At 70.6% G+C, this 19,143-nt stretch carries 9 protein-coding genes; 3 read left to right on the plus strand and 6 right to left on the minus strand.

Translation table 11 applies throughout. The features are described 5' to 3' along the window. Positions 1 to 22 precede the first annotated feature (22 nt). Both ACFWE1_RS09155 and ACFWE1_RS09160 read right to left on the minus strand, forming a co-directional pair. The gene (locus ACFWE1_RS09155; RefSeq protein WP_376933170.1) at positions 23 to 859 is read right to left on the minus strand and encodes an exodeoxyribonuclease III; all 837 of its coding nucleotides are present in this window, start codon (positions 857 to 859) and stop codon (positions 23 to 25) included. 53 nt (positions 860 to 912) lie between these two features. Then, positions 913 to 2,235: a YihY/virulence factor BrkB family protein gene (locus ACFWE1_RS09160; RefSeq protein WP_376933171.1), complete on the minus strand. Its 1,323-nt coding sequence runs from the start codon at positions 2,233 to 2,235 to the stop codon at positions 913 to 915. Between the two features lie 322 nt (positions 2,236 to 2,557). Between ACFWE1_RS09160 and ACFWE1_RS09165 the strand changes: the two genes are divergently transcribed. Both ACFWE1_RS09165 and ACFWE1_RS09170 read left to right on the plus strand, forming a co-directional pair. Beyond that, entirely contained in the window at positions 2,558 to 5,983 is a 3,426-nt protein-coding gene (locus ACFWE1_RS09165; RefSeq protein WP_376933172.1) for a VWA domain-containing protein, read from the plus strand. A 404-nt stretch (positions 5,984 to 6,387) separates the two neighbouring features. Then, entirely contained in the window at positions 6,388 to 14,103 is a 7,716-nt protein-coding gene (locus tag ACFWE1_RS09170) for a DUF5979 domain-containing protein (RefSeq protein ID WP_376933173.1), read from the plus strand. Between the two features lie 265 nt (positions 14,104 to 14,368). Here ACFWE1_RS09170 and ACFWE1_RS09175 read toward each other — a convergent pair whose 3' ends face one another. Genes ACFWE1_RS09175 through sdhC form a run of 4 tightly spaced genes read right to left on the minus strand, consistent with a single transcriptional unit; the run spans position 14,369 to position 17,822 of the window. Further along, positions 14,369 to 15,130: a succinate dehydrogenase iron-sulfur subunit gene (locus ACFWE1_RS09175; RefSeq protein WP_251202258.1), complete on the minus strand. Its 762-nt coding sequence runs from the start codon at positions 15,128 to 15,130 to the stop codon at positions 14,369 to 14,371. A 1-nt stretch (position 15,131) separates the two neighbouring features. Next, entirely contained in the window at positions 15,132 to 16,937 is a 1,806-nt protein-coding gene (gene sdhA / locus ACFWE1_RS09180) for a succinate dehydrogenase flavoprotein subunit (RefSeq protein WP_376933174.1), read from the minus strand. A 7-nt stretch (positions 16,938 to 16,944) separates the two neighbouring features. After that, positions 16,945 to 17,388 carry a succinate dehydrogenase hydrophobic membrane anchor subunit gene (locus ACFWE1_RS09185; RefSeq protein ID WP_243568929.1) on the minus strand — a complete coding sequence of 148 codons (444 nt, stop codon included), beginning with the start codon at positions 17,386 to 17,388 and terminating at the stop codon, positions 16,945 to 16,947. An 11-nt stretch (positions 17,389 to 17,399) separates the two neighbouring features. Further along, entirely contained in the window at positions 17,400 to 17,822 is a 423-nt protein-coding gene (gene sdhC / locus ACFWE1_RS09190) for a succinate dehydrogenase, cytochrome b556 subunit (protein WP_189086221.1), read from the minus strand. Between the two features lie 161 nt (positions 17,823 to 17,983). On the opposite strand from sdhC, the gene ACFWE1_RS09195 reads away from it, so the two are divergent. Continuing rightward, positions 17,984 to 19,099, plus strand: a complete 1,116-nt coding sequence (locus tag ACFWE1_RS09195; RefSeq protein ID WP_376933175.1) for a mannose-1-phosphate guanylyltransferase — start codon at positions 17,984 to 17,986, stop codon at positions 19,097 to 19,099. Positions 19,100 to 19,143 lie beyond the last annotated feature (44 nt).

A 19,143-nucleotide genomic window follows, 5' to 3' on the forward strand; every position in this document is an offset into this window, starting at 1 on the left:
GAGTCGCGGGTCGGGGCGGGCGTCAGATCGCGTAGTCGACCACGACGGGCGCGTGGTCGGACCATCGCTCGTCGTAGGCCGCGGCGCGGTCGACCACGTAGTTCTGCACCGTCGCGGCGAGCTGCGGGGTGGCCAGGTGGTAGTCGATGCGCCAGCCGGTGTCGGTGTCGAACGCCTTGCCGCGCTGCGACCACCAGGTGTACGGCCCGGGGACCTCGCCCGCGTGCCGGCGGCCGACGTCGATCCAGCCGAGGCCGGCGCCGTCGTTGTAGCCGGGCTCGCCCTCGGCGCCGAGGAAGCGGTCGAAGTACGCGCGCTCTTCGGGCAGGAAGCCGGCGCGCTTGACGTTGCCCTTCCAGTTCTTGATGTCGAGGGTGCGGTGCCCCACGTTCAGGTCGCCCATGATGACGGCGTACTCGGAGTGCGCGGCGAGCTGGGGGAGGCGCTCGACCATCGCGTCGAGGAACTTGTACTTCTCGACCTGCTTGGGGGTGTCGACCTCGCCGGAGTGCACGTAGGTACTGACGACGGTGATGACCTTGTCGCCGACCTCGTAGTCGGCCTCGAGCCAGCGCCCCGCGCTGTCGAAGTCGGCCGGGCCGAGCTCGACGCGGTGGATGCTCGCCCGGTGCCGGCTGGCGAGCGCGACGCCCGCGCGGCCCTTCGCCGTGGCGGGGTCGTGCAGCACGTCCCACTCGTCGCCGAGGAGGCCGACGAGGTCGTCGGTGGAGGCCCGAACCTCTTGCAGCGCGAGGATGTCGACGTCGCGGGCGGCGAGCCAGTCGCCCATGCCCTTGCGGAACGCGGCGCGCACTCCGTTGACGTTGACACTGGCGATGCGGAGGGGCTGAGCGGGCATGGAACGATCCTACGGGAGCCCGCCGACACCGCCGCGCCCGGCGGAATCGCGGGTCACGGGCGCTCGGCCGGGCCCGGCCCGCCCCGCTCGATCTCCTCCAGCTCGAGCCGCGCCCGCTCGAGCCGGCGGCGGGCGGGGAAGCGGGCGAACCATCCCGCCTCGCCGAGCTCGTGCTCGGCCTCGCGCACCCGCACCCGCGCCGCCGTGACGAGCGCCCGGTGCTCCTCGGCGAGCCGCTCGGCCTCGAGCTGCTCCGGCGTCACCATGCGCAGGGACTCGTGCGCGTCGCCGGCCTCGACCGCGATCCACGCCGAGGCGACGAGGATCACGATGCTCGTCAGCCGGAACCAGAGCAGCAGACCGATGAACACGGTGAAGGTCGCGAGCAGCGGGTTCCTCGAGGTGCTCGACAGCAGCAGGCTGCTGAACAGCTGCAGCACCGAGAGTCCCGCCGAGCCGAGCAGCGAGCCGATCCACATCCGCCGCCAGGGCATCGCCGCACCGGACAGGAAGCGGAACAGCACCGCGAGCGCGAGGGTGTCGATGAGGAAGACCGCCACGAGTGAGCCGAGCTGCACGAAGAAGGTGAACCATCCCGACTCGCTGCTCCAGCCGAGCAGGGAGAAGACCCAGCTCACGAACGAGGTCGCGGCGAGCGAGAGCACGGAGGCGAGGAGGAGGACGAGCCCGAAGCCGAGCCCGGCGAGCAGGTCGCGCGCCTTGAGGAGGAGGTAGGCGCGCGTGTCCTTGGGCAGGCCGAAGATCGAGCGCACGGCGGTGCGGGTGTAGGTGATCCAGCCGATCGCGGTCCAGATCAGGCCGGCGAGGGCGACGGCGCCGGTCCAGCCGAAGAGGCTCGTGCTGGAGCGTGCGATCTCGGTGACGTCCTGCTCGGAGATGACGCCCGCGCTGCCGTTCTCGCCGACGAGCCCTGGGGCGAGGGTGTTGATGAGCCCGAGCAGCGCGTTCAGGGCGTCCGGGTTGTTCGTGAGCCAGAGGCCCGCGATCGCGAAGACCACGTAGAGCGCCGCGAACACCGCGAAGAGGGCCTGGTAGCTGAGCCCCGCGGCGAGGATGAAGCCGTTGCGGTCGAGGAAGCGCCGCCAGACCCGCACCGGGAAGAGCGCGAGCGTGCGCTCGGTGATCGCCGTCACCCGCTTGATCGGCTCGTCGAAGCGCTGCCGGATGGGCTGCTCGGCGGTCTCGAGCCGCTGCTTCGCCTCCTGGCCGGCGACCGACAGCTCGGCGCGGATCCGCGCGGTGCGCGACGTCGAGGGCGTCGGCTCGGATGCCTCGTCGCCGGCCGTCGCCGGCGCGGGCGTCGGCCCGGGCGCGCCCGCGCGCCGCGTCGGCCCCGAGGCATCCCGTCCGCTCACGCTCTCACCATACCGACGGGCCCCGTCCGGCGGTGCGCCCGCTCGGGCGCGCCCGGCGGACGGACCCGGGTGCGCACGGTCCCCGGCTCGGGGGTCGCCCTGAGCCCCACTCGGGGGACACCCCGCTTTCGGGGGGTGGAAGATGAGGAATCCTTGCGGATGGCGCCGAAGTGTGGCAGAACTGGCGCCAGCTGACCCGAAGTTCGAGCCGGCTCCAACCCGATGAAATACAGGAGCTGTCATGCACGCACTCAGTCGTGGGCGCTTCAGCGCGCCCGCACGATCCGGACCGAGGCGGCGACCCGCCGTCGCACTCGTGTCCATGCTCGCGATTCCCGCACTCGTCCTCCTCGGGGCGCCGACGCTCGCCGCCGCCGAGGAGCTGCCCGACTCGGCGGCGAGCGCCGACACGCTCGTCGCCGACCCGGCGGCCGGCGAGGGCACCGACGCCGCGGCGACGACGCCGCCGGCGCCGGACCCCGCGACGCCGCCCGCGGAGGAGGTGCCGCCGCCCGCCGAGGAGCCCGCGCCACCGGCCGAGGAGCCCGCTCCGCCGGCCGAGGAGGTGCCGCCCCCCGCCCCAGTAGACCCCCCGGACGCAGCCGTAGAACCCGAAACGGATGCCCCGGCGGCGCCTGACCCGCAGGCGCCGGCCACGGTGCCGGAGGCGGACGCGCCTCCGGCACCCATCGACTGCATGACGATCCCGATCGCCAACGACGACCGCAGCGAACGGGACGCCTGTCTCGCGGCCCAGCAGGGCTCGATGCGCTCGTTGGCGGCGCAGGCCGTCGTGGACCCCGCCCCGAACCCCGACCTGCCCGATGTGTGCGGCCTCGACATGGCCTTCATCCTCGACAAGTCGGGCTCCATCGGCGGTGCGGGCATCGCGAACCTGAAGGCCGCGGCCGACGCGTTCTCCGGCGCCCTCGTCGACACCGGATCCGAGGTCTCGGTGACCTCCTTCGATCAGGATGCCGCGGTGCTGCTCGGCGCGACCGAGCTCTCGAGCGGCAACGTCGGCACGGTGCAGGGCTCGTACGCCGGCCTCAGCTCCGACGGCTGGACGAACTGGAAGCGCGGGCTCGAAGTCGGCCACGGCACCTTCGGCGGCTTCAGCGACGGGCCGGTCGAGCTCACGATCGTCATCACCGACGGCAACCCGAACACGGTCGATCCGAACAACGGCGGGGAGTTCCCCGACGGTTCGCCCGGTGCGCTGAACCCGGCGATCGAGCAGGCCAACGCCATCAAGGCCGACGGCTCGCACGTGCTCGTCATCGCGGTCGGCAGCAGCGTCACGCTCGGCCCGATCGAGGCGATCTCCGGCCCCGAGGCGTTCGACGGCACGAACATCACGACCGCCGACTACCTCACCACCACCGATTACTCGACCCTCGCGGACTCCCTGAAGGAGGTCGCGATCGCCCTCTGCGGCGGCTCGGTGGTCATCGACAAGACGGTGAACGGGCAGCCCGCCGAGGGCTGGGAGTTCTCGACGAGCGACGCCGACGTCACGCCGGCCTCGCAGGAGACCGCCGCCGACGGCATGACCGACCCGTACGACGTCTCCGGCTACGGCGACGCGGACAGCCGGGCGATCACCTTCACCGAGGAGGACCGCCCCTATTGGGAGATGGCGGCCGTCAGCTGCGAGGTCGGCGGGGACGACCGGCCGGTCACGCTCGTCGGCGACCACGGCTGGACCGTCGACGTCGGCAAGTTCGAGATCGTGCACTGCAGCGTCACGAACCGGGAGAACGAACCGGTCTGGGGCGTGACGAAGTCGAGCGATCCGCCGAGCGGCACCTCCGTGGAGCGCGGCGACACGATCGACTACACGCTCTCGGTGCAGCACGTCTCCGGTCCCGGAGTGAGCGACATCGAGATCGAGGACGACATCTCGCAGCTCGCGCCCTACGTCGACTTCGAGGGCTTCGTCGGCACGCAGCCGGCGGCGTTCAGCTGGGACGACGACGAGCCAGGCAAGCTCTGGCTGAAGGTCGCCCAGCTCGACCCGGGCGAGACGCTCGACCTCGTGTACCGCGTGACGGTGCGCGACGACGCCGATCCCGGCGCCGTGCTGCGCAACCACGTGCTCACGAACTGCCCGCCCGCGCAGCCGCCGGTGACGGTCGCCGCTGTGCCGGACGCCGAGCCCGACCCGTGCGTCACCGAGCACCCGACGCCCGGCTGGGAGCTGTGGAAGACGGCCGACCCGGCTTCGGGCAGCACCGTCTACCCGGGCCACGACGTGGTCTACACCCTGCACGCGTACAACTTCTCGCAGGCGGAGGTGTCGGGCGCGACCGCGGTCGACGACCTCTCCGACGTGCTGGACGACGACGCGAGCCTCGTGGAGCCGCTCGACCCGCAGCTGGAGCTCGACGGTACGGACCTCACCTGGTCCATCCCCGACCTCGCACCCGGTGAAGAGGCGGCGATCTCCTTCACGGTGACCGTCGCGGACGACGCCTGGGGCGAGACGCTGCACAACGTCGTCACGCCGGACGGCGTGGGGGAGTGCCCGCCCGAGGGCGGCGACGATCTCGCGCCGCTCGAGCAGAGCGAGGAACTCGTGCTCGCCTCCTGCGAGACCGACCACGAGGTGGCCGAGCCCGACGTGCGGATCGAGAAGCTGTGGTCGCACGACGACGGTGAGCACCCCGTCGACTCCGGCGACGCCCCGCCCGACGTCATCAGCTACACGCTCAACGTGTGGAACGACGGCGATGCGGTCGTGGACCCGGTGGTGACGGACACCCTGCCCGAGGGCGTGACCTTCGTGCCCGGCAGCGAGGTGCTGCCGGCGGGCTGGACGCTCGACGACTCGGTCGAGGGGGAGCTCACCTTCTCCTACCTGGGGAAGTTCGCGAGCATGGCGTACCCCGGGGTGACGATCACCTTCGACGTCGAGGTGGGCGAGCTCGCCCAGCCCGACCCGACGGTGCCGATCCCGGACCTCGTCAACACCGCCTGCGTGGCGGCCGAGGTGCCGCCGGCCGAGGAGGAGTCGCCGCCGGAGCTGGCCCCGGCCTCGCTCGCCGAGATCTTCGCGGCGGCCGCGGCCGAGGAGCCGGACCCGGAGGGCCCGCTCGCCGACTGCGCCGAGGCGGAGACGCCGGTGAAGTCGATCGCCCTCGACGGCTTCGCGCAGTGCCTGAACGACACCCCGTGGTTCAGCTACGCGATCACACCATCGAACCTCGACACGCTGCCCGACGTCGCGCTGATCTGGTGGACGCCCGACGCCTTCGCGGGGCACGACCCGTCGATCCCGGCCGGCGACGAAGCGGCGATCCTCGCCGACGGCGCCTCCCAGGTCGACTACGTGACCGTGCCTCCCGGCTGGCAGCCGGGCGACACCATCTCGGGAGCCCAGCTCTGGCCGGGCGCCGAGGTGGACGCCGAGGGCAACCCGACGGACTGGCCGGGCTGGACCCTGCTGCCGAACGGCACCTGGGTGCTCGACCCGTCCGCACCGTTCTACGACCTCCGCAACGAGGCGGTCGTGGAGATCCGGGTGAACCCGTCGACGGACACGATCACGGCGTACCCGCCGGCGACGCCCGATTGCAACGCGGCGCCGACGAACTCGCCGAAGCCGCCGAAGCCGACGCCCTCGGGCATGGCCTCGACCGGCTTCGACCAGGGCTGGCTGCTGCCGCTCGCGGCGGGCCTGCTCGCCGTCGGAGCGCTCGGCGTCTGGTTCGTCGCCCGCCGTCAACGACGGGACGACGCGGGCTGAGCCCGCGCGCCGTCGCGCCGTGAGCAGCGCGACGGCGCCCCGCCCGGTCGGGGCGGGTCGGGTCGGGGGACCCCGATCCGCGCCGACCCTGGAAAACGGATGCCCCGGCGTGCGCGCCGGGGCATCCGCCGTGCCTGTCGGGCATCCGCCGTGCCTGCGATCCGGCCGCGACTTTTCCCCGGAATCGGGCGAATGCCCAGGTGCGGTGCGAAAAGGGGGCGCTTCGGGCGGCGCGGGGGCCAGGCATCCGTCAGTTGCCCCCCGTTTTGGTGGTGGTGCCAGTATTCCGAACGACCCTCATCTCTGCCACGCTACGAAGGACTCACGTTCTGCGTGGGTTGCAAACCCGAAACCCGAATGACGCGCAACCCGAAATTTCGCGTCGAACCCGAAGGCGTGCAGCCATGCTTACCCGAACCCGTGTTTCGTCGACCCCTCGGCACCGCGACACCCTACCCAAGGGCCGCCTGAAGAAGGCGCTCTCGGTCCTCGCGAGCGGTGCGCTCATCATCGGCATGGGGGTGAGCGGCGCACTCTTCGCCGCGGCGCCAGCCCAGGCACTCGATGTCGATCTCGGCTCGATCAGCGCGAGGGTGAGCGATCAGCGCACCACGAACGCGAGCGGCAGCCAGGACGGCACGACCAGCAACAACTGCTTCAAGTACTCGCCCGAGGCGAGCTCTTCGAGCACCGACTGGGTCTCATCGACCGGGAGCTGGGCCCGCGCCGCGCACGGCACCAGCGGCAGCTGTCCGAACAACCTGAGCACCTCCAGCCAGAGCGTGATCAGCGTGCAGCCGGCCGCCGGCGGCAACATCACCCTCGGCTCCGAGTTCCTGCTCGGCTCGATGTCGCACATCAACAACCCGATCAACGGCGTCACCTCGGACTACTTCAAGGGCAAGCTCGACTACCGCCTGAACGGCATCAGCGGCGCCCCCGTGCTGAGCTTCCCCTGGTGGCTCTGGGAGAGCCCGAATGACCTGACCGGCAGCAACTGTCCGACCGGGCGTGAGAACAACGGCTGCAACGACCAGGTGAAGTTCACCTCGCAGGCCTCCGACCAGGCCATCACCATCGGCGGCCAGGACTACAAGCTCGTCATCACCGGTTTCATCCGCGTCGGCACCGGCAACCAGAGCTCGACCGAGGCGATCACCTGCCCGGCGACCGCGACCGGCACGCCTGTGAACTCCTTCAACACCGTCGAGAGCCGGACGACGAAGGCCTGCCTCTACGGCAAGCTCGCGCAGGTTCGGGACATCACCGTCAAGAAGGTCGTCGTGGGCAGTGGCGCCCCCGACACCACGTTCAACTTCGCCCCCACCTCCAGCCTCGACGGCTCGCCGTGGAAGGACAGCTTCACGCTGAAGGGCGGCCAGTCCAAGACGGCGCAGGCTCTGCAGGGCGAGACCATCACGATCGCCGAGAACGCCGTCGCCGACGCGCAGTGGTCGCTCACCGGCGTCGCCTGCGTCGACAGCGCGAACCAGCCGATCGGCACGCCGAACCTCGGCAGCCGGAACGTGACCCTCACGAACATCCCGGCGAGCGCCAACTCCGACATCACCTGCACGTTCACGAACACCTACGCCACGAAGGCGAAGCTGACGCTCAAGAAGGTCGTCGCCTCCGGCACCGCGAACAAGAACGCCTGGACCCTCTCCGCGAACACCGGCGGCGGCGCCGCCGAGCTCTCCGGCAACGACCAGGGCTCGGGCGTCAGCAACGCGAACCTCTCGGCCGGCACCTACGTGCTCGCCGAGTCCGGCGGCCCGGGCGGCTACACGCAGCAGGGCAACTGGGTGTGCACCAACGACGGCAACGGCTCGAGCGTGACCGTGACCAACGGCAGCGTCGACCTCGTGGACAAGGCCTCGGTCACCTGCACCGTCACGAACCGGTACCAGACCGGCTCGCTCGAGGTGAAGAAGGTCATCACGGATGCCTCGGGCTTCTCGGGCACCGCCTCGACGCCGTTCACCGGCACCTGGAGCTGCACCGTCGCCGGCCAGGGCGTCGTGCAGAGCGGCAACTACACCGTCTCGACCGGCACCGCGCAGACCGTGAGCACGACACTCCCCGCCGGCGCCGAGTGCACCGTCACGGAGAACGGGCCGAGCGGCAACCTGAAGAACGGCTCCTACGAGTGGGTGCAGTACGCCACCGACGGGCCGAAGACGATCGTCGACAACCAGAAGACCACCATCACGGTCACCAACTCGACGAAGCAGAACACCGGCACGTTCACGGTCGAGAAGAAGGTCTCGCCGGCCGACGCGAGCACCCCCGCCGGCGGCTACACCGGCGGCACCGGCCGGCAGTTCACCGTGCACTACGTCTGCACGCTCGGCGGCCAGACCATCTCCGAGGGCGACCTGCAGGTGACGCCGGGCACGCCGGTCTCCGGGCCGACGCTGCCGACGAGCACGAGCTGCGCGCTCACCGAGCCCGCCTTCTCGGCCAAGGCCGGCGACTTCGCGGACGCCTCGTACGAGTGGGCCGGCCGCACCGTGCTGCCGAACGTCGTCACGATCCCGAAGGGCGTCGACGCGACCGTCGACTCGACGGTCACGAACACCTTCGTGCGCAACTTCACGAAGCTCGACGTCAAGAAGGTCGTCACGGGCGACGGCTACACCTCGACCGGTGACGACTTCAACGTCAACGTCGTCTGCGGTTCGACCACGACGCCGCTCACGCTGAAGAACGGCGAGACCGAGACCGTCCAGAACATCCCGGTCGGCAGCCTCTGCACCGTCCAGGAGGTCACCCCGATCACGGCGCCGCTCGACGCGGGCCACGAGTGGGGCGCCCCGACGTACGCGCCGGGCACGCAGGTCACGGTCGCGAAGAACGAGACCAAGCTCGTCACCGTCACCAACACGACGGTGCCGGTCTACGGCCAGGTCTCGGTGACCAAGGCGACCCAGGGCGGCGGCATCGCGGCCGACACGGCCTTCGACATCACGATCACCTGTGGTGCGAAGACCTACACCGCCGCCATCAAGGCGGGCGAGACGTACACCACCCCGGCCGGCGAGCTGCTCGCCGGCACCGAGTGCACCGTGCACGAGGGGGCGGTCTCCGGCGGCCTCGTCGACGACTCCTACGCCTGGGCCGCGACCCCCGTCGCGAACGACGTGAAGGTCACCGTCGCGAAGAACGAGACGAAGAACGTCGTCATCACGAACACGACGAAGCGCGCCTACGGTGCGCTCGTGATCACGAAGGACCTCGTCGACCCCGACGGCGTCTACAACGGACCCGGCTTCTCCGGCACGTACAGCTGCACCGACGGCAAGAGCGGCAACTGGGGCCCGCTGGCCGACGGCGGTCAGGCGACCGTCACCGGCATCCTGCTCGGCTCGAGCTGCACCGTGACGGAGACGGCGCCCGCCGCTCCCGCCTCGGGCGACGGCTCGTACGTCTGGGCCGGCATCGACTACGCGCCCGGCACCCAGGTGACCCTCAGCGCCGCCACGCCGAACCCCGGCGTCACGGTGACGAACACCATCGTGCGCCAGTCCGGCTCCTTCGCGGTCTCGAAGACCGTGCAGGGCGACGCCGCCGGCTACGACCCCGACGTGCCCTTCGGCTTCGACTGGGTCTGCACCGACGACAGCAACCAGGAGTACAGCGGCAGCTTCGACGTGCTCGCCGGTGCTGCCGGCGGGCCGGGCGAGCCCATCCCCGCGGGCAGCGACTGCACCGTCACCGAGCACGACGCCCCGGCGCCCGCCTCGGGCTACACCTGGGACGGCGTGACCCTCACGGCGACCCCGGGCGGCAGCCCGCAGGACGGCCGCTCGGTCTCCTTCACCATCCCGGCCCCGCAGAACGGCGACCCGGTCACCGTGCAGGTCTCGGCGATCAACGCCCTGTCGAAGAAGTACGGCTCGGTCGAGATCACCAAGGTGGTCGAGGGCGACGGCTACACCGGCGGCGCCGACATGGAGTTCGAGGCATCCGTCGCCTGCGGCGTGAACGGCACCGAGCAGGTGACCTTCACGACCGGCGGCAGCGACGCCCTCGAGCTGCCCCTCGGCTCCGAGTGCACCGTGACCGAGGTCACGCCGGTCGGCGGGCTCGCCGACGGCAGCTGGGCCTGGGACGGCGTGACCGTCTCGCCCGAGACCTTCACCATCACGGAGCCCGGCCAGCAGATCGACGTCACGATCACGAACACGCTGAAGCGGGTCTACGGCTCGGTCACCCTCGAGAAGACCCTCAGCGGTCCGAGCGGCGTGGTCGACCCCGACCGCGAGTACTCCGGCACCTGGCAGTGCACCCACGACGGTGACGCCCCGGTGAACGGCGACTGGACGACCACCGCCGGTGCGAGCGCCATCACGCTGAGCGACGAGGTGCTCGTCGACTCCGACTGCGTGGTGCTCGGCGAGGACCTCTCGCAGGCGCCGACGAACGACCCCTCCTACACCTGGGGCGACCCGAAGTTCACGGGCGACACGGTCGGCGCGGCCGAGCCCGCGCTGCTGGTGGTCGGCAACTCGTTCAGCCGCGAGACCGGCAAGATCGAGGTCCTGAAGGCCGTCACCGGCGACACCGAGGGCTACGTCGCCCAGGCCGCGGGCGGCACGGACTTCCCGATCAACTACGACTGCTCCGTGGACGGCGTCGCCGGCCACCTGAAGGGCACCGTGAACGTCGCGGACGGCCAGAAGACCGTCCTCGTCGACGGGGTGCCGCTCGGCTGGAGCTGCGAGCTCAGCGAGGGTCAGATCGACCCCGACACGCTGAAGGACGCCTCGTACAGCTGGGGCCAGGCGACCGTGTCGCCCAGCTCGGTCACCCTCGGCTCCGACGGTGAGACGAAGCTCGTGAACGTCACGAACCCGATCTCGCAGGCCTTCGGCACCTTCACCGTGACGAAGCAGCTCGACCAGGTTCCCGGCAAGGTCGTCGCCGACGGCACCGCCTACACCGGCACCTGGAGCTGCAGCTACGACGGCGACGTCGTGGCGTCCGGCGACTGGCAGATCGACGACGCGACGGGCGGCACCACCGAGGCCTTCGGGCCGGTCCCGCTGACGAGCGAGTGCTCGATCACCGAGGACGCGCCGAGCGACGGCGACCTCGCGACCGGCTGGTCGTGGAACACCCCGGCCATCGCCGACCCGGTCGAGATCGTCTCGCCCGACGTCGTGCCGACGGCCGAGGTCACCAACTCGGTGTCTCAGCTGTGGGGCGCGCTCGAGCTGACCAAGGTCGCCGAAGGCGAGACGGCCGGCATCCCGGCGGGTCTCGACGTCACCGGCTCGTGGACCTGCGACTGGGTCGACGGCGAGGGCGAGGACGCGCAGGCCGGCGGTCAGTGGACCGTCCCGGCCACGGGCGGCACCGTCTCCCTCTTCACCGCCGCGCAGAAAAAGGTGCCGGTCGGCGCCGACTGCCAGGTGCAGGAGGACACGCTCGACAACGGCGAGCTGAAGGACCCGTCGTACGCCTGGGCCGCCCCGGACAACGGCGAGACCGTCACCCTGGTCGACGGCCAGACCGCGGGCATCACCGTGACCAACACGGTGGAGCGCGTGCGCGGCACGGTCATCATCGACAAGGTCGTCACCGGCCCGGCGAAGGATCTCGTCGACGGCGCCACGCCGTTCACGGGCACCCTGAGCTGCGTCTACGGCGACGACCCGGCGGTCGAGTACGAGTGGACCGCGACCCCCGACGGCAACGCGACCGTGACCGGTGTGCTCGCGACGAGCGACTGCACCGCCGTGGAGACCGCGCCGGCCGCCGGTCCGGTCCCGACCGACCCGTCGTACCAGTGGGTCGAGGTCGTCGGCTACGACGGCAACCCGGCCACCGTCCCCGCTGCGGGCGACGACTGGCCCGTCATCACGGTCACGAACGACACCTTCCGCCTGAAGGGCGACTTCACGATCGAGAAGGTCGTCGCCGGCACCGATGCGGCGCTCGAGGGCGTCGACCCGGATGCCTCGTACACCTTCGAGTACTCCTGCGTGCTGCCCGAGGGCGGCGACCCGGTGACGGGTGAGCTCACCGCCACGGCGACGAGCCCCGCGAACCTCCCGAAGGGCGTGGACCTCCCCGCCGGCACCGAGTGCACCGTGACCGAGCCGGTCGACGGGCTCCCGGGCCTGAAGGACGACGCGTACTCGTGGGGCGACGTGAGCTACACCTCGACCGACGCGGGAGCGTCGACTGAGGGCCGCAGCATCACCTTCACGATCGCCGGGAAGGGCGCCGAGGAGCTCGGACACGTGCTCGTCACCGCGACCAACCCGATCACGAAGACCCCGGGCGCCTTCACCACCTCGAAGACGTCGAACCCGGTGAGCGGCAGCACGGTGAAGCCGGGCGACACCATCACCTACACGGTGACGGTCACCCCGACCGGTCAGGTGACCGTCCACGACATCGTCGCGGTCGACGACCTGAGCGGCGTGCTCGGCAAGGCGGTCCTCGACGAGGACGGCATCACCGCGAGCGTGGGCACCTTCGCCTTCGACGACGCGACGCAGAAGCTCACCTGGAACGTCGGCGACCTCGCCGCGAACGCCGGGCCGCAGACGCTCGTCTACTCGGTCAAGGTGAACGCGGACGCCTGGGACGCCACGATCGGCAACTCGGTCACCGCCGGCGGCGACGTGCCGTCCGACGAGTGCACCCCCGAGGAGCCGTGCACGACGGACCACCACACCGACCCCGAGCCCGCCCACCTCACCCTGGTGAAGGAGGTCGACAACTCGGCCTTCGAGGGCAAGCTCGGCGAGGGCCAGGTGCCCGGCAAGCCCGCCGACTGGCGCCTGCGCCTGCTCGGCGACGGCTCGTCGGTCTTCCACGGGCTCGGCGGCTCGGCCGACCTCCTCGACCGCGAGGTCAAGCCGGGCGCGTACACGCTGCTCGAGACGCTCGAGAACGAGACGAACCCGCTGCTCGGCTTCTACAGCCCGGGCGAGTGGAGCTGCGTCGGCGAGGGCGTCTCGCTCAGCGAGGGCGTGCTGACGCTCGACCCGGGCGCCGACGGCACCTGCACGATCCTGAACACCGCCAAGACGGTCGACCTGTCGATCGACAAGCACCACGTCGAGCAGAACGACGGCGGTGACTGGCTCGTGCCGACCGACGAGGACGCCAGCTACCCCTACTCGATCACCGTGAAGAACAACACGCCGAAGCTGGTCGTGCCGAACGTGGTCGTGAAGGACGAGCTGCCCGCCACCCTGAAGGCCGCCCCGGTGGCCGAGTGGACGGTGCCGGCCGGCTGGACCGCGACGCTCACGGGCGCCTCGGCCGACGGCTTCGGCGGCACGGCGACCTTCACGAAGAACGCCTCGTGGACGCCGGAGGAGGCGCAGAGCGCCGAGTTCGGCTTCCAGGTGACGACGGCCGCGACCCTCCCGCGGGAAGGCGGCAGCGACACCGGCAAGATCCTCGACATCGTCAACACCGCGACGGTGACGAGCGGCGGCGTCGAGGGCACCCCGGACGACAACACGTCGACCGAGGAGACGCCGGTGAAGTCGATCGAGGTCAACGCGCTCGCGATGTGCATCGCGAACGCCCCGTGGGTCACCTACGACCTGACGCCGTACAACATCGAGAACGTCGAGCTGCCGCGGATCGTGATGATCTGGTGGACGCCGGAGGCCTACGCCGCCCGCAACCCCGACATCCCCGCGAGCGACATCGACGGCATCCTCGCCGACGGCGCCGCGAAGGTCGATGAGATCGTGCCCCCGGCCGACGCGCAGAGCGGCGTGACCATCACCGGTCAGAAGCTCTGGCCCGGCGCGGCGGTCGACTCGGCCGGCAACGGCATCGCCTGGCCCGGCTGGCGCCTGCTGCCGAACGGCCGCTGGGTGCTCGACCCGAGCGCACCGTTCTACGAGCTGCGCGGGAACGCGGTCGTCGAGATCCGCATGAACCCGAGCACCGACGCGGTCGAGGCGTACCCGCCTGCAACGCCCGACTGCAACGCCGCTCCGACCCAGCCGAAGCCGAACACTCCTGGCGGCATGGCCAGCACCGGCTTCGACCCGAGCTGGGGCATCTGGGGCGCCGCGATCCTCGTGATCGGAGGTGTCGGGCTGCTGCTGATCATCCGCCGCCGCCGCACCGCGGAGTAAGACCCCGGCGGCCGTCGTCGCCGCCGAGGCTGGAGCCTTCTTCGCTCCAGCGGGTCCGGAGTCCATCCCGAGCTCCGGGCCCGTTCCCCATAACACCCACCCGGGTCGCTTTCCCCCGAGAGCGGCCCGGGTGAGTGCATTCCGGGTGAGTGCATCCCAGGTGAGTGCATCCCGGGCTGGAGCGTGCCGAGCACACGCTGACACGAAAACGGCGGATGCCGCGGCGATCGAATCGCCGCGGCATCCGCCGTCCGTGCTGGAGCCGCTAGGGGCGGCCGCGCATGATCGCCTGCTTGACCTCGGCGATCGCCTTCGTCACCTCGATGCCGCGGGGGCACGCCTCGGTGCAGTTGAAGGTCGTGCGGCAGCGCCACACGCCCTCCTTGTCGTTCAGGATGTCGAGGCGCACCTTCGCCTCGTCGTCGCGCGAGTCGAAGATGAAGCGGTGCGCGTTCACGATCGCCGCGGGGCCGAAGTACTGGCCGTCGGTCCAGAACACCGGGCAGCTCGACGTGCACGCGGCGCAGAGGATGCACTTCGTGGTGTCGTCGAAGATCGCCCGCTGAGCGACCGACTGCACGCGCTCCTTGCCGGGCTCCGGGGTGGAGTTGGCCTGCAGGAACGGCTGCACCTCGCGGTAGCTCGCGAAGAACGGCTCCATGTCGACGATCAGGTCCTTCTCGAGGGGGAGGCCCTTGATCGCCTCGACGTAGATCGGCTTCGAGATGTCGAGGTCCTTGATCAGCGTCTTGCAGGCGAGGCGGTTGCGGCCGTTGATGCGCATGGCGTCGGAGCCGCAGATGCCGTGGGCGCACGAGCGGCGGAACGTCAGCGAGCCGTCCTGCTCCCACTTGATCTTGTGCAGGGCGTCGAGCACGCGGTCGGTGGCGTACATCTCGACGTCGAAGTCCTGCCAGCGCGGCTCGGTGTCCACGTCGGGGTCGAATCGACGGATCAGGAAGGTCACCGTGAACGACTGGATGGCGTCGGCCTCGGCCGGCGGGTGCTCGAGCGTAGCGGTGCTCACCTCAGTACTTCCTCTCCATCGGCTGGTAACGAGTGACGACGACCGGCTTCCAATCGAGCCGGATGTGGTCGCTCGCGTCGGACGAGTGCGCGTCGCCCGACAGATAGGCCATCGTGTGCTGCATGAAGTTCTCGTCGTCGCGCTTCGGGTAGTCGTCGCGCATGTGACCGCCGCGGCTCTCCTTGCGGTTGCGGGCGCTCGTGACGACGACCTCGGCGAGGTCGAGCAGGAAGCCGAGCTCGACGGCCTCGAGCAGATCGGTGTTGAACCGCTTGCCCTTGTCCTGCACGGCGACGTGCTTGTAGCGCTCGCGGAGCTCGGCGACGACGCCGGCAGCGTGGGTCAGCGACTCCTCGGTGCGGAACACCTGGGCGTTGCGGTCCATCTCGTCCTGCAGCTCCTTGCGGATCGCCGCGATGCGCTCGGTGCCCGTCGAATCGCGCAGACCCGTGAGCATCTCGCGGACGCCGGCGGCCGGGTCCTCAGGGAGCGGGGTGAAGTCGACCGTCTTCACGTACTCGACCGCGTTGCGACCGGCGCGCTTGCCGAAGACGTTGATGTCGAGCAGCGAGTTGGTGCCGAGGCGGTTCGAGCCGTGCACCGAGACGCAGGCGCATTCGCCGGCGGCGTAGAGGCCGGGCACGACGGTGGTGTTGTCGCGCAGCACCTCGGCGTCGGTGTTGGTCGGGATGCCGCCCATCGCGTAGTGCGCCGTCGGCATCACGGGGACCGGCTCGTAGACCGGGTCGACGCCGAGATAGGTGCGGGCGAACTCCGTGATGTCGGGCAGCTTCGTCTCGAGCACCTCGGCGCCGAGGTGGGTGCAGTCGAGCAGCACGTAGTCCTTGTGCGGGCCCGCGCCACGTCCCTCGGCGACCTCCTGGACCATGCAGCGCGCGACGATGTCGCGGGGCGCGAGGTCCTTGATGGTCGGGGCGTAGCGCTCCATGAACCGCTCGCCGGAGGCGTTGCGGAGGATCGCGCCCTCGCCTCGGGCGCCCTCGGTGAGGAGGATGCCGAGGCCGGCGAGGCCCGTCGGGTGGAACTGGAAGAACTCCATGTCCTCGAGCGGCAGGCCCTTGCGCCAGATGATGCCGACGCCGTCGCCCGTGAGGGTGTGGGCGTTCGACGTGGTCTTGAAGATCTTGCCGAAGCCGCCCGTCGCGAAGATGATCGCCTTCGCCTGGAAGACGTGCAGCTCACCGGTCGCGAGCTCGTACGCGACGACGCCGGAGGGCTGGGGCACCCCGTCGACCTCGGTCATGATGACGTCGAGCGCGTAGTACTCGTTGTAGAACTCGATGCCGAGCTTCACGCAGTTCTGGAACAGCGTCTGCAGGATCATGTGGCCGGTGCGGTCGGCGGCGTAGCAGGCCCGGCGCACCGGGGCCTTGCCGTGGTCGCGGGTGTGCCCGCCGAAGCGGCGCTGGTCGATCTTGCCGTCGGGCGTGCGGTTGAACGGCAGGCCCATGTTCTCGAGGTCGATGACGGCGTCGATCGCCTCCTTGGCGAGGATCTCGGCCGCGTCCTGGTCGACGAGGTAGTCGCCGCCCTTGACCGTGTCGAAGGTGTGCCACTCCCACGAGTCCTCCTCGACGTTCGCGAGCGCCGCGGCCATGCCGCCCTGCGCCGCGCCCGTGTGGGAGCGAGTGGGGTAGAGCTTCGAGATGACGGCCGTCTTCGCACCCGGGCCGGCCTCGATGGCCGCCCGCATGCCGGCGCCGCCGGCACCGACGATGACGATGTCGTACTGGTGGTAGTGAACGCCGTCGACGACCTTGGTCTCGGCGTGGGTCTCGCTGGTCACGTGTCTCCTAGGCGGCGCAGAACGAGGGGAGGAGGTCCGCCGGGGCGCCGGCGGGGCACGGGTCGAAGGTGAAGACCACGAGGGTGCCGAGCACGATGAGCACGGCGGCGGCAAGGAACAGCGCGAGCTTCAGCAGCTTCTGCGCCGTGCCCGGCTTGGTGTAGTCGTTCACGATGGTGCGCATGCCGTTCGCGCCGTGGATGAGCGCGAGCCAGAGCATCGCGACGTCCCACCACTGCCAGAACGGGTCGGCCCACTTGCCGCCGACGAAGCCGAAGTCGATTGCCTTGACGCCGTCGCCGAGCATGAGGTTGACGAACAGGTGGGTGAAGATCAGCACGATGAGCACGACGCCCGAGACGCGCATGTAGATCCAGCCCCACTTCTCGAGGTTCACGCCGCGCTTGGGGGCGGGGCGGACCGGGGTGCGGGGTGCTTCGATGGTGGTCACGCTCGCACTCCTCAGTGGCTGAAGACGTTGATCAGGTGGCGCGGGGTGAAGGCGAGCATCGTCACGACCCAGAGGGCGATGACGATCCAGAACAGCACCTTCTGGTGGCGCGTGGCCCAGGTCCAGAAGTCGACCAGGATGATGCGCAGGCCGTTCAGGGCGTGGAACACGATCGCGCCGACGAGGGCGACCTCGCCGAGGCCCATGATCGGGGTCTGGTACGTGCCGATCACCGCGTTGTACGCCTCGGGGGAGACCCGGACGAGCGCGGTGTCGAGGATGTGCACCAGCAGGAAGAAGAAAATGGCGACACCCGTGATGCGGTGCAGCACCCAAGACCACATTCCCTCGCGGCCGCGATACAGCGTGCCGCCCGGCTTCTGCTTCGCCGGCTTTTCGGGTGCGGTCAGGGTTCCTGCCGAGGACTCTGGCATGAACAACCCTCCCTGGCTGTGTGACGATCGGCCCGTGACGAGCGGGCGCGTCGAGGCGCAGTGCGCCCTGTGCCGAGTCTAGACCCGTGCCGCTCGACACGCGGGTTAGGGGAGCCTTAGCCGTTCGCCGCCGCGGCGAGCGCTCCGGCTATCCTGGGCTGATGTCAGCGAAGCTCGACCGGTTCTACGCGGTGATCCCCGCCGGGGGCATCGGCTCCCGTCTGTGGCCGCTCTCCCGCGCCGATGCGCCGAAGTTCCTGCACGACCTCACCGGTTCCGGGCAGACCCTGCTGAAGGACACCTGGGACCGGCTCGCGCCGCTCGCGGGCGAGCAGCGGGTCATGGTCGTGACGGGCCGCGCGCACCGGGCCGCCGTCGAGGCGCAACTGCCGCAGCTCGCCGACGAGAACGTCGTGCTCGAGAGCGAGCCGCGCGACTCCACCGCAGCGATCGGCCTCGCCGCGGCCATCCTCGAACGGCGCGAGCCGGGCGTCATCGTCGGCTCCTTCGCCGCCGACCACGTCATCTCGGGCGACGCCCTCTTCCAGCACGCCGTCGCGCAGGCGGTCGCCGCCGCCGACGCGGGCTACATCGCCACGATCGGCATCACGCCGACCGAGCCGGCGGTCGGCTTCGGCTACATCGAGTGCGGCGACCGACTCGAGGTGTCGGGCGCCGACGACGTCGAGGCCGTGTCGAGCTTCGTCGAGAAGCCCGACCTCGCGACGGCGAAACGCTACCTCGCGGGCGGCAAGCACCTCTGGAACGCGGGCATGTTCATCGCCCGAGCCGACCAGCTGCTCGCCGAGATCGAGCGCAACAAGCCCGAGCTGCACGCCGGGCTCGTCGAGCTCGCCGCCGCGTGGGACGACCCCGCGACCCGCGGGCCCGCCGTCGACCGCATCTGGCCGAACCTCGAGAAGATCGCGATCGACTACTCGGTCGCCGAGCCCGCCGCCGAGGCGGGACGGCTCGCCGTCGTGCGCGGGCACTTCCAGTGGGACGACGTGGGCGACTTCGCCTCGCTCGCGAAGCTGAACACCGCCGGTCGCTCCGGCGAGCTCGCGATCCTCGGCGAGGGCGCGCGGGTGCTCGCCGACGCCTCGAGCGGCATCGTCGTGAGCCGCTCCAAGCGCGTCATCAGCCTCATCGGCGTGCACGATATCGTCGTCGTGGACACCCCCGACGCGCTGCTCGTCACCACGAGCGAGCACGCCCAGCGGGTGAAAGCGGTCGTCGACGCCCTGCGGCTCGGCGGCTCGAGCGACGTGCTCTAGCCCGTCCGGGCAGGGCAGCCGGGCCCCTCGGGGCGCGAAAGAAG

This window comes from Agromyces sp. NPDC060279, assembly GCF_042726785.1.
Classification (GTDB): domain Bacteria; phylum Actinomycetota; class Actinomycetes; order Actinomycetales; family Microbacteriaceae; genus Agromyces.